This is a genomic window from Streptomyces hydrogenans, from assembly GCF_014656075.1.
Lineage (GTDB): Bacteria > Actinomycetota > Actinomycetes > Streptomycetales > Streptomycetaceae > Streptomyces > Streptomyces hydrogenans.
In genome coordinates, this window is sequence record NZ_BNBS01000053.1 from 19,987 (window position 1) to 34,309 (window position 14,323).

12 protein-coding genes are annotated in these 14,323 nt (G+C 73.2%); 3 read left to right on the forward strand and 9 right to left on the reverse strand.

Features of this window, described 5'->3' with window-relative positions:
* Positions 1 to 9: 9 nt before the first annotated feature.
* A complete protein-coding gene (locus IE321_RS22300; RefSeq protein WP_190224269.1) occupies positions 10 to 2,994 on the reverse strand; it encodes an NACHT domain-containing protein in 2,985 nt (994 codons plus the stop codon).
* Positions 2,995 to 3,470: 476 nt separating this feature from the next.
* Here IE321_RS22300 and IE321_RS22305 point away from each other — a divergent pair, with 476 nt between their 5' ends.
* Positions 3,471 to 4,187 carry a M23 family metallopeptidase gene (locus IE321_RS22305; RefSeq protein WP_190224270.1) on the forward strand — a complete coding sequence of 239 codons (717 nt, stop codon included), beginning with the start codon at positions 3,471 to 3,473 and terminating at the stop codon, positions 4,185 to 4,187.
* A gap of 12 nt (positions 4,188 to 4,199) precedes the next feature.
* On the opposite strand, the gene IE321_RS22310 is transcribed toward IE321_RS22305, so the two are convergent.
* Positions 4,200 to 4,757, reverse strand: a complete 558-nt coding sequence (locus IE321_RS22310; RefSeq protein WP_190224271.1) for a TetR/AcrR family transcriptional regulator — start codon at positions 4,755 to 4,757, stop codon at positions 4,200 to 4,202.
* Positions 4,758 to 4,862: 105 nt separating this feature from the next.
* On the opposite strand from IE321_RS22310, the gene IE321_RS22315 reads away from it, so the two are divergent.
* A complete protein-coding gene (locus IE321_RS22315; protein ID WP_190224272.1) occupies positions 4,863 to 6,440 on the forward strand; it encodes an MDR family MFS transporter in 1,578 nt (525 codons plus the stop codon).
* Between the two features lie 60 nt (positions 6,441 to 6,500).
* Here IE321_RS22315 and cseC read toward each other — a convergent pair whose 3' ends face one another.
* The 6 genes from cseC to IE321_RS22345 form a co-directional block, all read right to left on the reverse strand.
* Complete coding sequence (cseC, locus tag IE321_RS22320) at positions 6,501 to 7,823, reverse strand: two-component system sensor histidine kinase CseC (protein ID WP_190224273.1); 1,323 nt, start codon at positions 7,821 to 7,823, stop codon at positions 6,501 to 6,503.
* A gap of 3 nt (positions 7,824 to 7,826) precedes the next feature.
* Positions 7,827 to 8,537: a two-component system response regulator CseB gene (cseB, locus tag IE321_RS22325; RefSeq protein ID WP_043226606.1), complete on the reverse strand. Its 711-nt coding sequence runs from the start codon at positions 8,535 to 8,537 to the stop codon at positions 7,827 to 7,829.
* A 72-nt stretch (positions 8,538 to 8,609) separates the two neighbouring features.
* Entirely contained in the window at positions 8,610 to 9,419 is an 810-nt protein-coding gene (locus tag IE321_RS22330) for a hypothetical protein (RefSeq protein ID WP_190224274.1), read from the reverse strand.
* On the reverse strand, positions 9,407 to 10,003 hold the full coding sequence (locus tag IE321_RS22335; RefSeq protein ID WP_043226607.1) for a SigE family RNA polymerase sigma factor: 597 nt from the start codon (positions 10,001 to 10,003) through the stop codon (positions 9,407 to 9,409). The genes IE321_RS22330 and IE321_RS22335 overlap by 13 nt, the downstream gene beginning before the upstream one ends.
* Before the next feature lie 174 nt (positions 10,004 to 10,177).
* The gene (locus IE321_RS22340; RefSeq protein WP_190224275.1) at positions 10,178 to 11,116 is read right to left on the reverse strand and encodes an iron-sulfur binding domain-containing protein; all 939 of its coding nucleotides are present in this window, start codon (positions 11,114 to 11,116) and stop codon (positions 10,178 to 10,180) included.
* Positions 11,117 to 11,149: 33 nt separating this feature from the next.
* On the reverse strand, positions 11,150 to 11,827 hold the full coding sequence (locus tag IE321_RS22345) for a phosphatase PAP2 family protein (RefSeq protein ID WP_043226609.1): 678 nt from the start codon (positions 11,825 to 11,827) through the stop codon (positions 11,150 to 11,152).
* A 225-nt stretch (positions 11,828 to 12,052) separates the two neighbouring features.
* Here IE321_RS22345 and IE321_RS22350 point away from each other — a divergent pair, with 225 nt between their 5' ends.
* Positions 12,053 to 12,925, forward strand: a complete 873-nt coding sequence (locus IE321_RS22350; RefSeq protein WP_190224276.1) for a hypothetical protein — start codon at positions 12,053 to 12,055, stop codon at positions 12,923 to 12,925.
* 223 nt (positions 12,926 to 13,148) lie between these two features.
* Here IE321_RS22350 and disA read toward each other — a convergent pair whose 3' ends face one another.
* The gene (gene disA, locus IE321_RS22355; RefSeq protein ID WP_043226611.1) at positions 13,149 to 14,273 is read right to left on the reverse strand and encodes a DNA integrity scanning diadenylate cyclase DisA; all 1,125 of its coding nucleotides are present in this window, start codon (positions 14,271 to 14,273) and stop codon (positions 13,149 to 13,151) included.
* Positions 14,274 to 14,323: the final 50 nt, after the last annotated feature.

Below are 14,323 nucleotides of genomic sequence, written 5' to 3' on the forward strand. Positions count from 1 at the left end.
TCCGTGGGCTCAGGCGGAGACGCGGACGCGGGAGGGCAGGCCCTCGGTCCCGGTGAGGACGACGGAGTTGGTCCGGACGACCCTCAGCGCGGCCAGGTCGCCGGCGCGGGAGACGTCGAACGTCCCCCCGGACAGGTAGAGCAGCTGGAGACCGGGGAAGACGCGCACCACGTCGTCCAGGGAGTGGCCGCGGCGGCGCCTGCCGCCCCCGTAGCAGACCAGGAAGGACACCCGGGGCAGGACCACGTCCTCGGGACAGTCGGCGAGCGCCTCCGCGCTGAACGTCATCCGCTCGATCTGCGGGAGGGCCCTCAGGTCCCGCCAGACGGCGGGGGTCGGCTCGGGGAGGTACGGCAGCTCGCCCAGCAGGGGGTACCGGGCGAGGCCCGCGAGTCCGTCCTCGGGGAGGCTCAGGAAGTTCAGCCTCCGCAGCGGGACGCCCTCGGGGAGATCGGTGGTCCGCCACACCGCGTCGGTCGGCAGGGCGAGGTACTCCAGGCTGCCGAGCGGGCCGAGCGGCGCGAGTTCCCCGCCGGGCGGGTGGTCCAGCAGCCGCAGCTCCCGCGGGTCGCACCGGGCCAGTACGGCGGCCGCCCGGTCGGCCGACACCGAGGCGGAGAGGTCCAGGAGCTCCGGGGCGAGGCCGAGGCGGAGCAGCTCGTCCGCCCGCTCGTCGTCCAGCACCTGGAGGCGCAGCTCGGTGGGGTCCAGGCGGGCGACGACCCCGTCCGCGTAGGCGCGCGCGTCGTAGCGCTGCCAGGCCCAGACGAGCTGGGCCCGCACGCCGAGCGACGGGTGGTCGGCGTAGCGGGCCAGGAAGGGGACGGCCGCGTCGGACAGGACGTGGGTCGCGGCGACCACGACCAGGTGCGCGGTGCGCTCGTCGAGCCCCTCCGGGCCCGGCAGCAGTTCCAGCACCATCCGTCCGGCCCCGGCCAGCTCGCGGGCCTCGTCCGGGTCGCGGGGCGGGATGACCTCGCCGGTGCGCCGCAGGATCTCCGCCCGTACCTCCGGGGCGACCTCCGTCGCGTGGCCGAGGGCCGTCGCCGCGAGCAGGACGAGTCGCAGCCGGGACGGGCGGTCGGCGGCGGTGTCCGCCGCCTTGAGCAGCTCGCTCAGGATCTCCGCGGCCTCGCGGGGGCGGGCGTGGCCGACGGCCATGCGCAGGACGTCCTCCCAGCGGTCGTCCGTCGCGTTGCGGACGAGGACCCCGATGTCCCAGTGGTCGACCAGGGCCTTGGCCGCCAGGTAGTCCTGGAAGGTGCGGTGGACGAAGTCGACGGTGTCGGCGGTGGGCTCGCGCAGCAGGCCGCTGCGGTGCAGGAGGTGGGCGAAGACCTGGTCCGGGGCGTGGTCCGTGAGGCCCATCGCCGGCAGCGCCTCGGCCACCAGGGACTCCGCGTGGCCGCGCGCCATCTGGAAGCGGTCGTTCAGCGTCATCCAGTACGCCAGGCGCTGGACCAGCTGGATCTGCGGGGCCTCGTCCAGGTCCACGCCGTAGGGGGCGCCCATGCCGCGCTCGCGGTCGCGGCGGACGAGCAGCATCGAGAGGGCGGCTTCGTAGAGGGAGCCCCGGCCCCGGGGGAGGTAGCCGCGGCGTTCGTGGTGCAGGGCGCAGACGAGGCCGCACATGAGGGGGTTGGTCGCCAGCTGGGCGACGTGCTCCGTCGTCCGCAGGGAGTCCAGGAGCCGCTGTTCGTACGGCGCCGCCGCCGGGCCCGCCGCCCGGTGCCAGCGGCGGACGAAGGTGGCGACCTCGGCGGGCGTCATGGGGGAGAGGGTCAGCTCGGTGAAGCCGTCGCGGGCCAGCCAGTCGTCGCGCACGGCGGTGGGGCGGGAGGTCACGAGCCAGCGGTTGCCGCCCTCGTACGCGGAGAGCAGTCCGCGCAGCCAGTCGCGGGCCCGGCCGCGCTCGGCCTCGGGGATCTCGTCGATGCCGTCGACGAGGACGAGGCCGCGGCCGGCGGAGAGGACCCGGTCGGCCCAGCCGTCGGGCGGGGTGAGGGGGCAGTCGGCGGCGGAGAGGAACCGTTCCGCGTCGGGGAGCCGCTCGCCGTGGCGGGTGAGGGTGCGTAGGGGGAGGACGAAGGGGACGCGGCCGTGGAGGTAGCCCATGCCCTCGGCCGGGGGTGTGGCGCAGGCCGCGAGGGTCAGCCACTGGACGAGGGTCGTCTTGCCGGAGCCGGCCTGGCCCCGGAGCAGGATCCGTTCGTGGGCGGCCGGGGCGAGGTCGGCGCGGACGGAGGCGTGCTCCCGGGGGTCGCGGTCGGGGTCCCGGGCGTCGCCCGTCGCCTCCAGGGACAGGTAGGCCACGTCGAGCGGCCATTCCTCCCGGGTGTCGCGCAGGTCGATGCCGTGGATGGTGAGGTGGCCGTGCTTCCTCGCCAGGTGGGCGAGGTAGCGGCGCTCGAAGGCGGCGTCCTCGGCGAGCGGGCCCGGGTGGGCCGCCGCCAGGGCGTCGACCTTGCGGGCGAGGGCCGCCTGGCCGCGGGTCTGCTCGACCAGGGTGCGGGCGACGAAGGAGCCGCGGCGGGTGAAGAACTCCAGGATGTGGTGGCAGGCCCATTCGGTGGCGGTGTCGAGGTAGAGGACGGAGTCCGCGGCGAGGCCGTCGGGGGCGGGGGCGGCCGCGCGCAGGCGCCGGGCGAGGGCGCGGGGGCCGAGGTGGACGGCCTGCACGTCGTCCATGTCGAGGTCGCCGAGGGCCAGCAGGTGCGCGGCGAGCGCGTCGGTGACGGCCTCGGTCTCGTCGGGGGGGAACGGCGGTCCGCCCGGGCCCTCGCAGGTCCGGGCCACCAGCGTCGCGGCCAGCTTCCGGACGTCCTTCTCGGTGAGGGTGCGCTTCTCGCCCCGGAAGGAGAGGAGGGAGGCGAGCCGGACGGGGCGGTCGGCGCCGGTGAGTCCGGCCCCGGGGCCGTCGCCGGCCAGCAGTTTCCTCAGCAGCGGGCCGATGGCGGCCGACGCGAGGCGGGTGCCGATGAGTGCCGGTTCCATGCCTGTCCCCCTGTACGTCCCCGGATGCCGTCAGCGTAGTGCGCGACGGCCTCCGGACGGCCGCGGTCGCGTGACCCAGGTCCCATTGGCGGGGCGCGCGCGGTGACAAGCGGCACAGGGGTTTTGGGGGGTACTAGACGGGATCGTAGTGTCGATAGCGGGCGAATCGGGACGTTTACGCGTCAACCACCAGGACCTAGGTCCCGAGGTGCCCGAATCGGGCGCCGCGCCGCCTTTCGGGCCTTTCCCGGCACCGGCGACATGGGGCTAAACCCGGAATCTTGGGTTGTTATGTCCGATTTCGCGAAGAGGCTCCGGTGGTGTCAAGAGGCGTATTCCTGGGGAGATCGCTACGACCTTGTGTCGTAGATGGGGTGTTTTGGGATGACCTGGGTGGCGGGTTACCAAGGAACGGCCAGCCCGGCGCAACGCACCGATCGCGTCGGGTCCCGTACTGCCCGGAGGTCTTCCCCCGTATGTCGAAGCGCGTCATGAACCCCGCCGTCCGCACCACCGCCGTCGTCCTCGCCACTGCTGGTCTGGGAGCGACGCTGGTGGCCGGAGCCGGGTCCGCCTTCGCCGCCGAGAGCAAGGCCGCCCCGGTCGCCGGTACCGCGGCCGCCGCCGTCGCGGCGCAGGCCGAGACCCAGGCCAAGGTCGCTCAGGCGAAGGTCGCCCAGGTCAAGGCCGCGAAGGCCAAGGCCGTCAAGGCCGCTCAGGTGAAGGCCGCGGCCAAGAAGGCCGCCGCCAAGCCGGTCGCCGCCAAGAAGGCCAAGGGCTGGGTCAAGCCCGTCGCCTCGTACGCCCTCAGCGCCAGCTTCAACCAGGGCGGCGCCATGTGGGCCCACAAGCACTCCGGCCAGGACTTCGCCGTCCCGGTCGGCACCACGGTCAAGGCCGCCGGCGCCGGCACCGTCGTGAAGGCCGGCCCGAACGGCGGCGGTGACGGCCCCGCCTACGGCAACGCCATCGTCGTGAAGCACGCCAACGGCACGTACTCGCAGTACGCCCACCTGTCGAAGATCAAGGTCCACGTCGGCCAGAAGGTCGCCGCCGGCCAGAAGATCGCCCTCTCGGGCAACACCGGCAACTCCTCCGGCCCGCACCTGCACTTCGAGATCCGCACGACGCCGAACTACGGCTCGGCCATCAACCCGGCCGCGTTCCTGCGCACCCACGGCGTCTCCATCTGACGCTGACCCGTGTCAGGCCCGGTGGGCCTGCTCGATCAGATCGAGGGCGACCTCGAGGACGGCTTCCTGCTTCTCCTCGGGATCGCCCTCGTCGGCGTTCTGCATGAAGAACGTGCCCGCGTGCAGGGTGAAGATCGAGCTCATGGCGCGGACCCGGTCCTTCATCGGGGCCTCGGGCTCCTGGATGTACTCGTAGAGCGCGAGCAGCCGCTCCTTGAAGGTGAGGCCGATGCTGAGCTCGCGCACGGTCGCCTGGTTCTCGTGCATGAAGCGGAACAGCGGGGCCGCCGCGAGCAGGCAGAGCTGGTAGCGGCGCAGGATCTCCTGCTTGGTCTCCAGGGTGCGCGGCTGTCCGCCGGCCCAGGTGAGCAGCTCGTCCATCGGGCGGGTCAGGTCCTGGAAGATCCCGATGATGATGTCTTCCTTGGTCTTGAAGTGGTAGTAGAGCGCGGCCTTGGTGACGTCGAGGTGTTCCGCGATCTCCCGCAGCGAGGTCTTCTCGTAGCCCTGCTCGGCGAAGAGTTCGAGAGCCACGTCCTGGATGCGCTGGCGCGTGTTGCCTCGGGTCATGGCTGTTCACTCCCACTTTCCACAAAACTTACTTGACGACCGGCAAGTGACGGGCCTACCGTCCCCAGTGTAGTAACTAGCCGGGCGGCAAGTAAGGGGACGGCCATGACGGACAACGCGCCATCGAAACAGGCGGAGGAGGGGCGGGAGTCACCGCGCAGCGTGCGCGTCGTCCTCCTCGCCCTCATGATCGCGATGCTCCTCGCGATGCTGGACAACATGATCATCGGCACCGCGATGCCGACGATCGTCGGTGAGCTCGGCGGTCTGGAGCACCTCTCCTGGGTCGTCACCGCCTACACCCTGGCCACCGCCGCCTCCACCCCCATCTGGGGCAAGCTCGGAGACATGTACGGCCGCAAGGGCGTCTTCCTCACCTCGATCGTGATCTTCCTGATCGGCTCGGCGCTCAGCGGCATGGCCCAGGACATGGGCCAGCTCATCGGCTTCCGCACGATCCAGGGCCTCGGCGCCGGCGGCCTCATGGTCGGCGTCATGGCGATCATCGGCGACCTGATCCCGCCCCGGGAGCGGGGCAAGTACCAGGGCATGATGGCCGGCGTGATGGCCCTGGCCATGATCGGCGGCCCGCTGGTCGGCGGAACCATCACCGACCACTGGGGCTGGCGCTGGTCCTTCTACATCAACCTGCCGCTGGGCGCCGTCGCGCTCGCCATGGTCACCACCGTCCTGCACCTGCCGAAGAAGCGGCGCGCGGCCGGCACCCGGATCGACTTCCTCGGCGCCGCGCTGCTGACCGTCGGCATCACCGCGATCGTCCTGGTCACCACCTGGGGCGGCACGGAGTACGCCTGGGGCTCGGCCACCATCGTCGGCCTCACCGTCGGCGGCCTGGCGGCCCTCGCCGCCTTCCTGTACGTGGAGACCCGCGCGAGCGACCCGATCATGCCGCTGCACATCTTCCGCAGCCGCAACTTCACCCTCATGTCGCTGATCGGCTTCATCACCGGCTTCGTCATGTTCGGCGCGGTCCTCTACCTGCCGATCTTCCAGCAGTCCGTGCAGGGCGCCTCGGCCACCAACTCCGGCCTGCTGCTCCTGCCGATGCTGCTCTCGATGATGGTCGTCTCGCTGGTCGTCGGCCGCGTCACCACCAGCAGCGGCAAGTACAAGGTCTTCCCCATCGCGGGCGGCGCCCTGATGATCGCCGGCCTCTTCCTGCTCTCCACGATGGACACCGGCACGACCCGTCTGGTCTCCGGCGTGTACATGGCCCTGCTCGGCGCCGGCATGGGCTTCCTCATGCAGATCACCATGCTCGTCGCGCAGAACAGCGTCGAGATGAAGGACATGGGCGTGGCCTCCAGCTCCACGACCCTCTTCCGTACCCTCGGCTCCTCCTTCGGCGTCGCCATCATGGGCGCGCTCTTCACGAGCCGGGTCCAGGACGAGATGGCCGGCCGCGGCGGCTCGGCCCTCACCGAGCGGTCCGCCCAGCTGGACGCGGCGAGCCTGGCCAAGCTGCCGGAGGCGCTGCGCGAGGCGTACCAGCACGCGGTCGCCGCGGGCACCCACTCCGCCTTCCTCGTCGGCTCGGCGGTCGCGGTCCTCGGCTTCGTCCTCGCCTTCTTCGTCAAGGAGGTGGCGCTGCGCGGCGCCGGCCCCGCGTCGGCCGAGCAGCCGGCCGACGAGGGCACGGCGAAGGTCGCCGAGACGGTCTGATCCCCTTCGGTACGCGCGTGGGGCCCGGTTTCGCGGAAACCGGGCCCCACGCGCGCGTGCCTACGTCTTTTCCGGCAGCCGCAGGATCGGGAAGCTCCCCGTGTTCGTCGGCGCGTGGTCCGGCAGCCACAGCACCGCGACCGCCCCGCCGACGCCCTCCGGCGCGGCCTCCGAGGCCACGTTCCGGAAGGTCAGCCGGGCCCCGAGGACCCGCGCCTGGCCGGCCGCGATCGTCAGGCCCAGGCCGTGGCCCTGGCCAGCCCGGTCGCTCGTGCCGGTACGGAAGCGGCTCGGGCCCTCGCGGAGCAGCGCCTCCGGGAAGCCGGGGCCGTGGTCCCGCACCCGCACCACCCGGCCCTCGACGGTGACCTCCACCGGTCCCTTGCCGTGCTTGGCCGCGTTGGCCAGCAGATTGCCGAGGATCCTCTCCAGTCGGCGCGGGTCGGTCGACACCCAGGACTCGTGCACCACCCGGACCTCCGCCTCCGGGAACACCGACCGCACCCGCCGCTCCACGAACTCGCCGAGCGCGATCTCCTGGAGCTCCGCCCGCTCCGAGGCCCCGTCCAGCCGGGCCACCTCCAGCACGTCCTCGACCAGCGTCCGCATCGCCTGGGCCCGGTCCCGTACCAGCTCGGTCGGGCGGCCGGGCGGCAGCAGCTCGGCCGCCGTGAGCAGCCCGGTCACCGGAGTGCGCAGCTCGTGCGCGATGTCCGCGGTGACCCGCCGCTCGGCCTCGATCCGCTCGTGCAGGGCGTCGGTGAGCGAGTCGATCGCCCACGCCAGGTCGTCGGTCTCGTCGCGCACGACTCCGCCGACGGCGTCCCGGACCCGGACGTCGCCGTTGCCCTGGGCGACTCGTCCGGCCGCCGCGGCGGCCTTCCGCAGCCGCCGGGAGAGCTGCCCGCCGACGAGGATGCCGAGCGCGCAGCCGCCGAAGACCACCGACACCGAACCGATGACCAGCGCCCGGTCGAGGTCCTTCATGATCGTGGCGCTGCGGTCGGCGAAGGGGATGTGCAGCGAGAGCACGTCGCCGTTGGCCAGCGGCACCGCCGCCCACACGTCCGGCGGCCCGCCGTGCCGGTGCTCCTGCACGTACGTGCCCCGCCGCTGGTCGCGCATCAGCTGGTCGAGCTGGTCGGGCAGCGCCGGGTCGTTGATCTTGGCGCCGAAGCGCGGCTCCTTCGGCTTGGAGGTCTCGTACAGGCGCTGGGCGAAGAGCAGCCGCTCCATCTGGACCTCGCGCGCGTTGTCGAGCATGGAGATGCGCGCGGCGTTGTGCACGACCACGCTGAGGGTGACCGCGATCAGCGCGCCGACCGCCGCGATGGCCAGGGCGATCTTCCAGCGGACGCCGGTGCGGAGCGGGAGCGCTCTCACCGATCAGCCCCTGAGCTTGTAGCCGAAGCCGCGGACCGTCTCGATCCGGTCCTGGCCGATCTTGGCCCGCAGCCGCTGCACGTGGACGTCGACGACCCGGGTGTCGCCGCCCCAGCCGTAGTCCCAGACCCGCTCCAGGAGCTTGTCGCGGGAGAGCACGGTGTTCGGCGCGGAGGAGAACTCCAGGAGCAGCCGCATCTCGGTCGGCGTCAGCGCCACCGGCTCGCCGCGCCGGCGCACCTCCATGCCCTCGGTGTCGACCACCAGCTCTCCGTCGCCGAAGACCAGCGGCCCGCCGTCCCCGGCCCGCTCCTCGTCCTCCGCGCCCGCGCCGTTGCCGGCCGCGTGGCCGAAGCGGCGCAGCACGGCCCGGATGCGGGCCATGAGGACGGAGCCGTCGAAGGGCTTGGTCACGTAGTCGTCCGCCCCGGCCTCCAGACCGAGGACGACGTCGATGGAGTCGGCGCGGGCCGACAGCATGATCACCGGGACGGTCGACTCGTCGCGGATGCGGCGGCAGAGGCTGACCCCGTCCATGCCCGGCAGCATGACGTCGAGCAGCGCGATGTCCGGCCGGTGGGCGCGGAAGGCGTCCAGGCCGGAGAGCCCGTCGGGCATCGCGGTGACGCGGAAGCCGTCCCGCTCCAGGGCGAGCTGGGTGGCCTCACGGATGACGTCGTCGTCCTCGACGAACAGGACATGGGTCTCGGCCATCGTGCGGTCCTTCGGTGGTGGGTGACTCGGGGAGGGCGGGGGCGGTCCGGGCCGGCGGGCGGCCCGGCGGTCTCAGCCGGCGGCGGGCGGGCTCGGCTCCGGTTCCGGCACCGCGGTGGTGCCGTCGCCCTCGCCGACGGCGCGGCTGAAGTCGTTGTGCACCCAGTCGTGCTGGGTGAACCGGTTCCCCGACCAGCGGTACGTGATCACGTCCTCGCCCGAGGGGTAGGCGACCGGGTCGCCCTCCGCGTACACCTGCTTCGTCACGATCAGGTCGCCGCGGTCGATCGTGCCGTAGACCGCCGCGTCCTCGGCCATGAAGACGTTCTCGTAGCCGTTGGCCGTGGCGGTGCCGGGGGAGGCCGTCCCGCCGGGCTGCTTGCGGTACACGTACGTGCCGATGCCGACCGCGTCACCGCAGGTCATCACGTTGACGACGACGTCCGGCGCGGTGCCGCCGGTGAGGTCGCCGTAGGAGGTGTCCACCGGGTAGACGTCGGCGACGCACGGCTTCAGGTCGTCCTTCAGCCGGGCGCCGATCTTCGGGTCGCCCTTGAGGAGCGCGATCGGATCGACCCGCGGGGGCTCCTTCGCGTAGCCTTGGCCGCTCGCCGTGGCGGGCGGGGTGGGGGCGGCGGCGGTCGCGTCGGCGCGCGCCGCGCCCTCGTCGCGGGAGCCCGTGCCGCCGGTCGAGCACGCGGCCACGAACAGGCCGAGGGCGGCGAGTCCGGCCATCGCCGTGACACCCGCCGCCTTGGGGCCGACCGCCCGGGACGTCCCGCCACGGGCCCGGCCGGCACCGTCCCCGGCACCGCCGAACGCGTCGCCGGTCCTGCCGCCGACTCTGCCGTCGCCGTCGACGTCGTCGTCTAGGCCGCGCACCGCTCGCGCCCTCCCTCGTCACCTCGCACGGTCGCCGCAGCCGACCGCTGTCCTCCGGTCCGCTCCCCGGGCCGCCCCAGCGCGAGGGCGTCCAGATCGCGGCTCTCCAGCTCCTGGCGGAGCCGGGCGAGCGCGCGGTGGAGCGTCGACTTCACCGTACCCGTCGACATGCCGAGCGCCGCCGCGGTCTCCTCGGTGCTCATCTGCTCCCAGTGCCGCAGCACGACGACGCTGCGCTGCTTGGGCGCCAGCACCTTGAGGATGTCCATGAGCAGGGCGCGGTCGGCGTGCTGCTCGGTGGGGTCGTCCACGCTCGCGTCCGGAAGCTGCTCGGTGGGCACCTCCTCCAGACGGCGCGCCCGCCACCACTCGGTCCGCGTGTTGATCATGACCCGGCGCAGGTACGCGTCGGCCAGCGACTTGTCCGCGATCCCGTCCCAGCGGCCGTACGTACGGACCAGCGCCGTCTGCAGGAGGTCCTGCGCGTCGACCGGGTCCGGGACGAGCCGACGGGCGCTGCGCAGCAGCGCGTCCTGCCGCGTGCGGACGTACTCCTCGAAGTCGAGCACCTCGCCCTGGCTCATCCCGGCTGCCTCCACAATCCCCGTGACCTGCTTGTTCTCCGTGTCGTCGACGACGCTACGGAGCGCTTGTCACGGGGCTGTGCGGGGCAGCCGTCGGTGGACGCACGGCTGCCCATCGGTTGTGTAACAGCGGCCGGCGGGCGGGTGCGCGCGGCGGTGGGCGGTCGGGTCGGCTCAGGTCAGCGGCAGCCGGTACCGGCCGCCGTCCAGGGGTTCCACCAGACCGTCCGAGACCAGGCCGTCCAGGGCCCGGCCGCGCTGGACCGGCTCGTCCCAGACGGCGTCGAGCGCGGACTGGGGGACGGGCCCGGGGGAGTCGCGGAGCACCGCGAGGAGCCGGCCGCGGACCTGACGGTCGGTGCCGGCGTAGGTCTGGCCGCGGCGCGGCGGGCCGTCGTGGGCGGGCTTGCCGGCGCCCAGCCAGGCGCAGCGGTCGGAGAGCGGGCAGCGCCCGCAGTCCTCGTTCTTCGCCGTGCAGACCAGGGCGCCCAGCTCCATGGAGGCGGCGGCCCAGCGGGCCGCGGTGCCCTCGTCGTCGGGGAGCAGGGCGCGGGCGAGCCGCCGCTCGGCGGCGGTGGTGGCGTTCGGCGGGTACTGGACGCCGGTCGCCGCGCGGGCGAGGACCCGGCGCACGTTGGTGTCGAGGACCGCGTGGCGCTGGCCGTAGGCGAAGGAGGCCACGGCGGCGGCGGTGTACTCGCCGATGCCGGGCAGGGCGAGGAGCTGGCCGTGGTCGCTCGGCACGTCACCGCGGTGCCGGTCCCTTATCGCCACGGCCGCCGCGTGCAGCCGCAGGGCCCGGCGCGGGTAGCCGAGCCGGCCCCAGGCGCGGACGGCCTCGCCGGGCGGCTCGGCGGCCAGGTCGGCCGGGCGCGGCCAGCGCGCCAGCCACTGCTCGTACACCGGGAGCACCCGGACGACGGGGGTCTGCTGGAGCATGAACTCGCTGACCATGACGCCCCAGGCACCGGCCTCGGGGCGGCGCCAGGGCAGGTCGCGGGCGTGCCGGTCGAACCAGGCGAGGACCGGCCCGTGCAGCTCGGCCGGGTCGGCGGCGGCCGGAGCCGTACCGACGGAGGGGGACAGGGAGGCGGGGGCATCGATGGAAGTCATGGCACCCCCGATCCTGGCACGTCCGGGGAGTGATCAGTACGCGCCGTGGCGGGCCCGCGAGCGGCGCCCGGGGCGCGCGGAGGCGTGCGCCGGGGTCGCGGGCCCCCGCCCCGCGCACCACACGACGGCCGCGCTCCTGCTGGACCGGGCCGTCTCCACCAGTGAGGTCACCGGCCGGCGGGCGGCACGCATGACGAGGAAGGCGACCAGACCGCCGAGGATCAGGCCGGCCGTCACGTCGTGCGGGTAGTGGACGCCGACGAAGACGCGGGAGAAGGCCATCAGGATCGCCATCGGCACGGTCAGCCAGACGATCCCGCGCCAGGAGAGGGCGAGCGCGATGGCGGCGGCGCCGGCGATGGCGGAGTGGTTGCTGGGGAAGGACCAGTCGCCGTACGCGGGGCAGTCGACGAGCGCGGCGGGCGCCCCCACGACGGCCCGGCACGGGCGTTCCTCGTCGATCAGGGACTTCAGGCCCTCGCTCACCACGTAACCGAAGGCGGTGGCGAGCGGGGCGAGGAGGGCGAGCGCCATCGCCTGGCTCGATCCGGTCCGCGAGCGCCACCACCCGGCCAGGAACAGTGCGCCGAAGAGCAGCAGTCCGAGCTCCGTCCAGACTTCGGCGAGCAGCTGGAACCAGTGCGGTGTGGAGTGCGCGAAGTCGAGGACGTCGAGGTAGAGACGGTCGGAGAGGTCGAGGAGGTTGTCCATGGTGCATGACGCTAACCGGAATCCGGAGTGCTCCGCCCCGGGCCAAGGAAGGATCCGACCCCTGACGAAAGTGGGGGTCGGAGCAAAAGGGACGCGCGGAGGGTCGATTTCCGGCCGTCGTGGGGAGAGTTCCCGTTCCCCGAGGATGTGATCATCGGCAAAACTTGGGCTCTCGGGCGGCGGGTGGGGCGGGAGTTGGGCGTGATCTCTCGTAAGGTTCGGGGCGTGGGATCTTTGCGCAATCCGGTCGGGCCGCTTCCCTCCACCATCTACTGGCGACGGAGGGCGGTCGCGCTGTGTCTGATCGCACTTCTCGCCCTGCTCACCCTGTGGGCCGTCACCTCCGGTGACGGAGCCGGGAAGAAGACGAACGACGCCGCCAACGGCTCGTCCCCCGCACCCTCCATCACCCCCGGCCCCGGCGGCACCGGCCCCGCCATCAGCCAACAGCCCGGCGGACGGGACGAGTCGGACGACTCCGGCGACGCGGGCGAGTCCGGCACGGGCGACGGCTCGGGCAGCGGATCCGGGTCGGGTACGGGCTCCGCCGACGGCTCGGCCGGTACGGACACGGGCGCGGGCTCCGGCGACGGCGCCGCGTCCGGCACGGCGGGCAAGAACGGCGACACCGACGGCGCGGGCGGCGACGGCGGGGCCGGAACCGGCGCGGGACAGCGCGTCCCGGCCGGCTCGCCGCTCCCGAACTGCCCTGCCGGATCCCTGGAGTTGATGCTGCGCAGCGCCAAGCTCACCTACGAGCCCGGCGAGCGGCCCCGCTTCCAGCTGGTCCTCAAGAACACCTCGGACGCCGACTGCAAGGCCGACCTCGGCCCGCGCGCCGCCGTCCTCAAGATCAGCAACCCGCAGAGCGACCGGCTGTGGTCCTCCGACGACTGCCCCCGCCCCGCCGACCCGGTCCTCCTCAAGCTCCCCGCCGGCGCCACGATCACCCACACCGTGGAATGGGACCTCCGGCGCAGCGCCCCGCAGTGCGCCACCGCCCCGGCGGGCGCGGCCGGCCCGGGCAACTACCTGGTCGAGGCGACCGTGGCGGGCGGGAAGCCGGTCGCGACGCCGTTCAGCCTGGCGAAGGACTGACGGGCGGGGGACCGATCCGTTCGGCATGGCGATGGGATGACGGGCGGGTGGCCGCACCGTTCGGCCCGGCGATGGACTGACGGGCGGGGGGCCGATCCGTCCAGCCCGGCGAAGGGCTGACGGACGGGCGACCGAACCGTTCGGCCCGGCGAAGGACTGACGCGCGGGGAAGCGATCCCCGGCAGGTGGCCCCCACCGGCACGACCGGTGGGGGCCACCGCCGTCAGACGTACCGTTCCAGGATCGACGACTCCGCCAGCCGCGACAGGCCCTCGCGGACGCTGCGGGCCCGCGCCTCGCCGACGCCGTCCACGGTCTGGAGGTCGTCCACGCTCGCCGCGAGCAGCTTCTGCAGCCCACCGAAGTGCTCCACCAGACGCTCGATGATCGCGCCGGGGAGCCGCGGCACCTTCGCGAGCAGCCGGTAGCCGCGCGGCGAGACCGCCGAGTCGAGGGTCTCGGGGGAGCCGCTGTACCCCAGGGCCCGCGCGACGACGGGCAGTTCGAGCAGCTCGGTGTGGGTGAGCGCGTCCAGCTCGGTCAGCGCCTCCGCGACCGTGCGGGAACGCTTCGCCGTCGGCTCCGGCACGTAGTCCCGGATCACCAGCTCGCGCTCCGGCTCCACGCCCGCGATCAGCTCGTCGAGCTGGAGCGAGAGCAGCCGGCCGTCGGTGCCGAGCTCGACCACGTACTCCGCGATCTCGGTGGCGATCCGGCGGACCATCTCCAGGCGCTGGGCGACGGCGGTGACGTCCCGGACGGTCACCAGGTCCTCGATCTCCAGCGCGGAGAGCGTGCCGGCCACCTCGTCGAGGCGGAGCTTGTACCGCTCCAGGGTCGCGAGCGCCTGGTTGGCCCGGGACAGGATGGCGGCCGACTCCTCCAGGACCCGCCGCTCGCCGTTCACGTACAGCGCGATCAGCCGCATCGACTGCGAGACGGAGACGACGGGGAAGTTGCACTGCTTGGAGACCCGGTCCGCCGTGCGGTGGCGGGTGCCGGTCTCCTCGGTGGGGATGGAGGCGTCCGGGACCAGCTGCACACCGGCCCGGTGGATCTTGGAGATGTCCTTGTCGAGGACGATCGCCCCGTCGAGCTTGCACAGCTCCCGCAGACGCGTCGCGGCGAACTCCACGTCGATCACGAAGCCGCCGGTGCACATCGAGTCCACCGTCTTGTCCATGCCGAGCACGATCAGGCCACCGGTGTTGCCGCGGAGGATCCGCTCCAGGCCGTCGCGCAGGGCGGTGCCGGGCGCGACCGCGCTCAGCGCCGCGCGCATCAGTGCTTCGTTGCCGGAGCCCGCGCCGGACTTTCCAGGAGCTGCTGCCCCGTCCTTGGCTGCCACTGCACTCCTCCGGCTCGTACGGATGGGCGAGACCAGGGCAAAGTCTAGCG

What these genes read in the sequence shown, in the direction of transcription:
- IE321_RS22300 (WP_190224269.1), bottom strand. Translation starts at nt 2,994, where the DNA reads ATGGAACCGGCACTCATCGGCACCCGCCTCGCGTCGGCCGCCATCGGC.
- IE321_RS22305 (WP_190224270.1), top strand. Translation starts at nt 3,471, where the DNA reads ATGTCGAAGCGCGTCATGAACCCCGCCGTCCGCACCACCGCCGTCGTC.
- IE321_RS22310 (WP_190224271.1), bottom strand. Translation starts at nt 4,757, where the DNA reads ATGACCCGAGGCAACACGCGCCAGCGCATCCAGGACGTGGCTCTCGAA.
- IE321_RS22315 (WP_190224272.1), top strand. Translation starts at nt 4,863, where the DNA reads ATGACGGACAACGCGCCATCGAAACAGGCGGAGGAGGGGCGGGAGTCA.
- cseB (WP_043226606.1), bottom strand. Translation starts at nt 8,537, where the DNA reads ATGGCCGAGACCCATGTCCTGTTCGTCGAGGACGACGACGTCATCCGT.
- IE321_RS22335 (WP_043226607.1), bottom strand. Translation starts at nt 10,003, where the DNA reads ATGAGCCAGGGCGAGGTGCTCGACTTCGAGGAGTACGTCCGCACGCGG.
- IE321_RS22340 (WP_190224275.1), bottom strand. Translation starts at nt 11,116, where the DNA reads ATGACTTCCATCGATGCCCCCGCCTCCCTGTCCCCCTCCGTCGGTACG.
- IE321_RS22345 (WP_043226609.1), bottom strand. Translation starts at nt 11,827, where the DNA reads ATGGACAACCTCCTCGACCTCTCCGACCGTCTCTACCTCGACGTCCTC.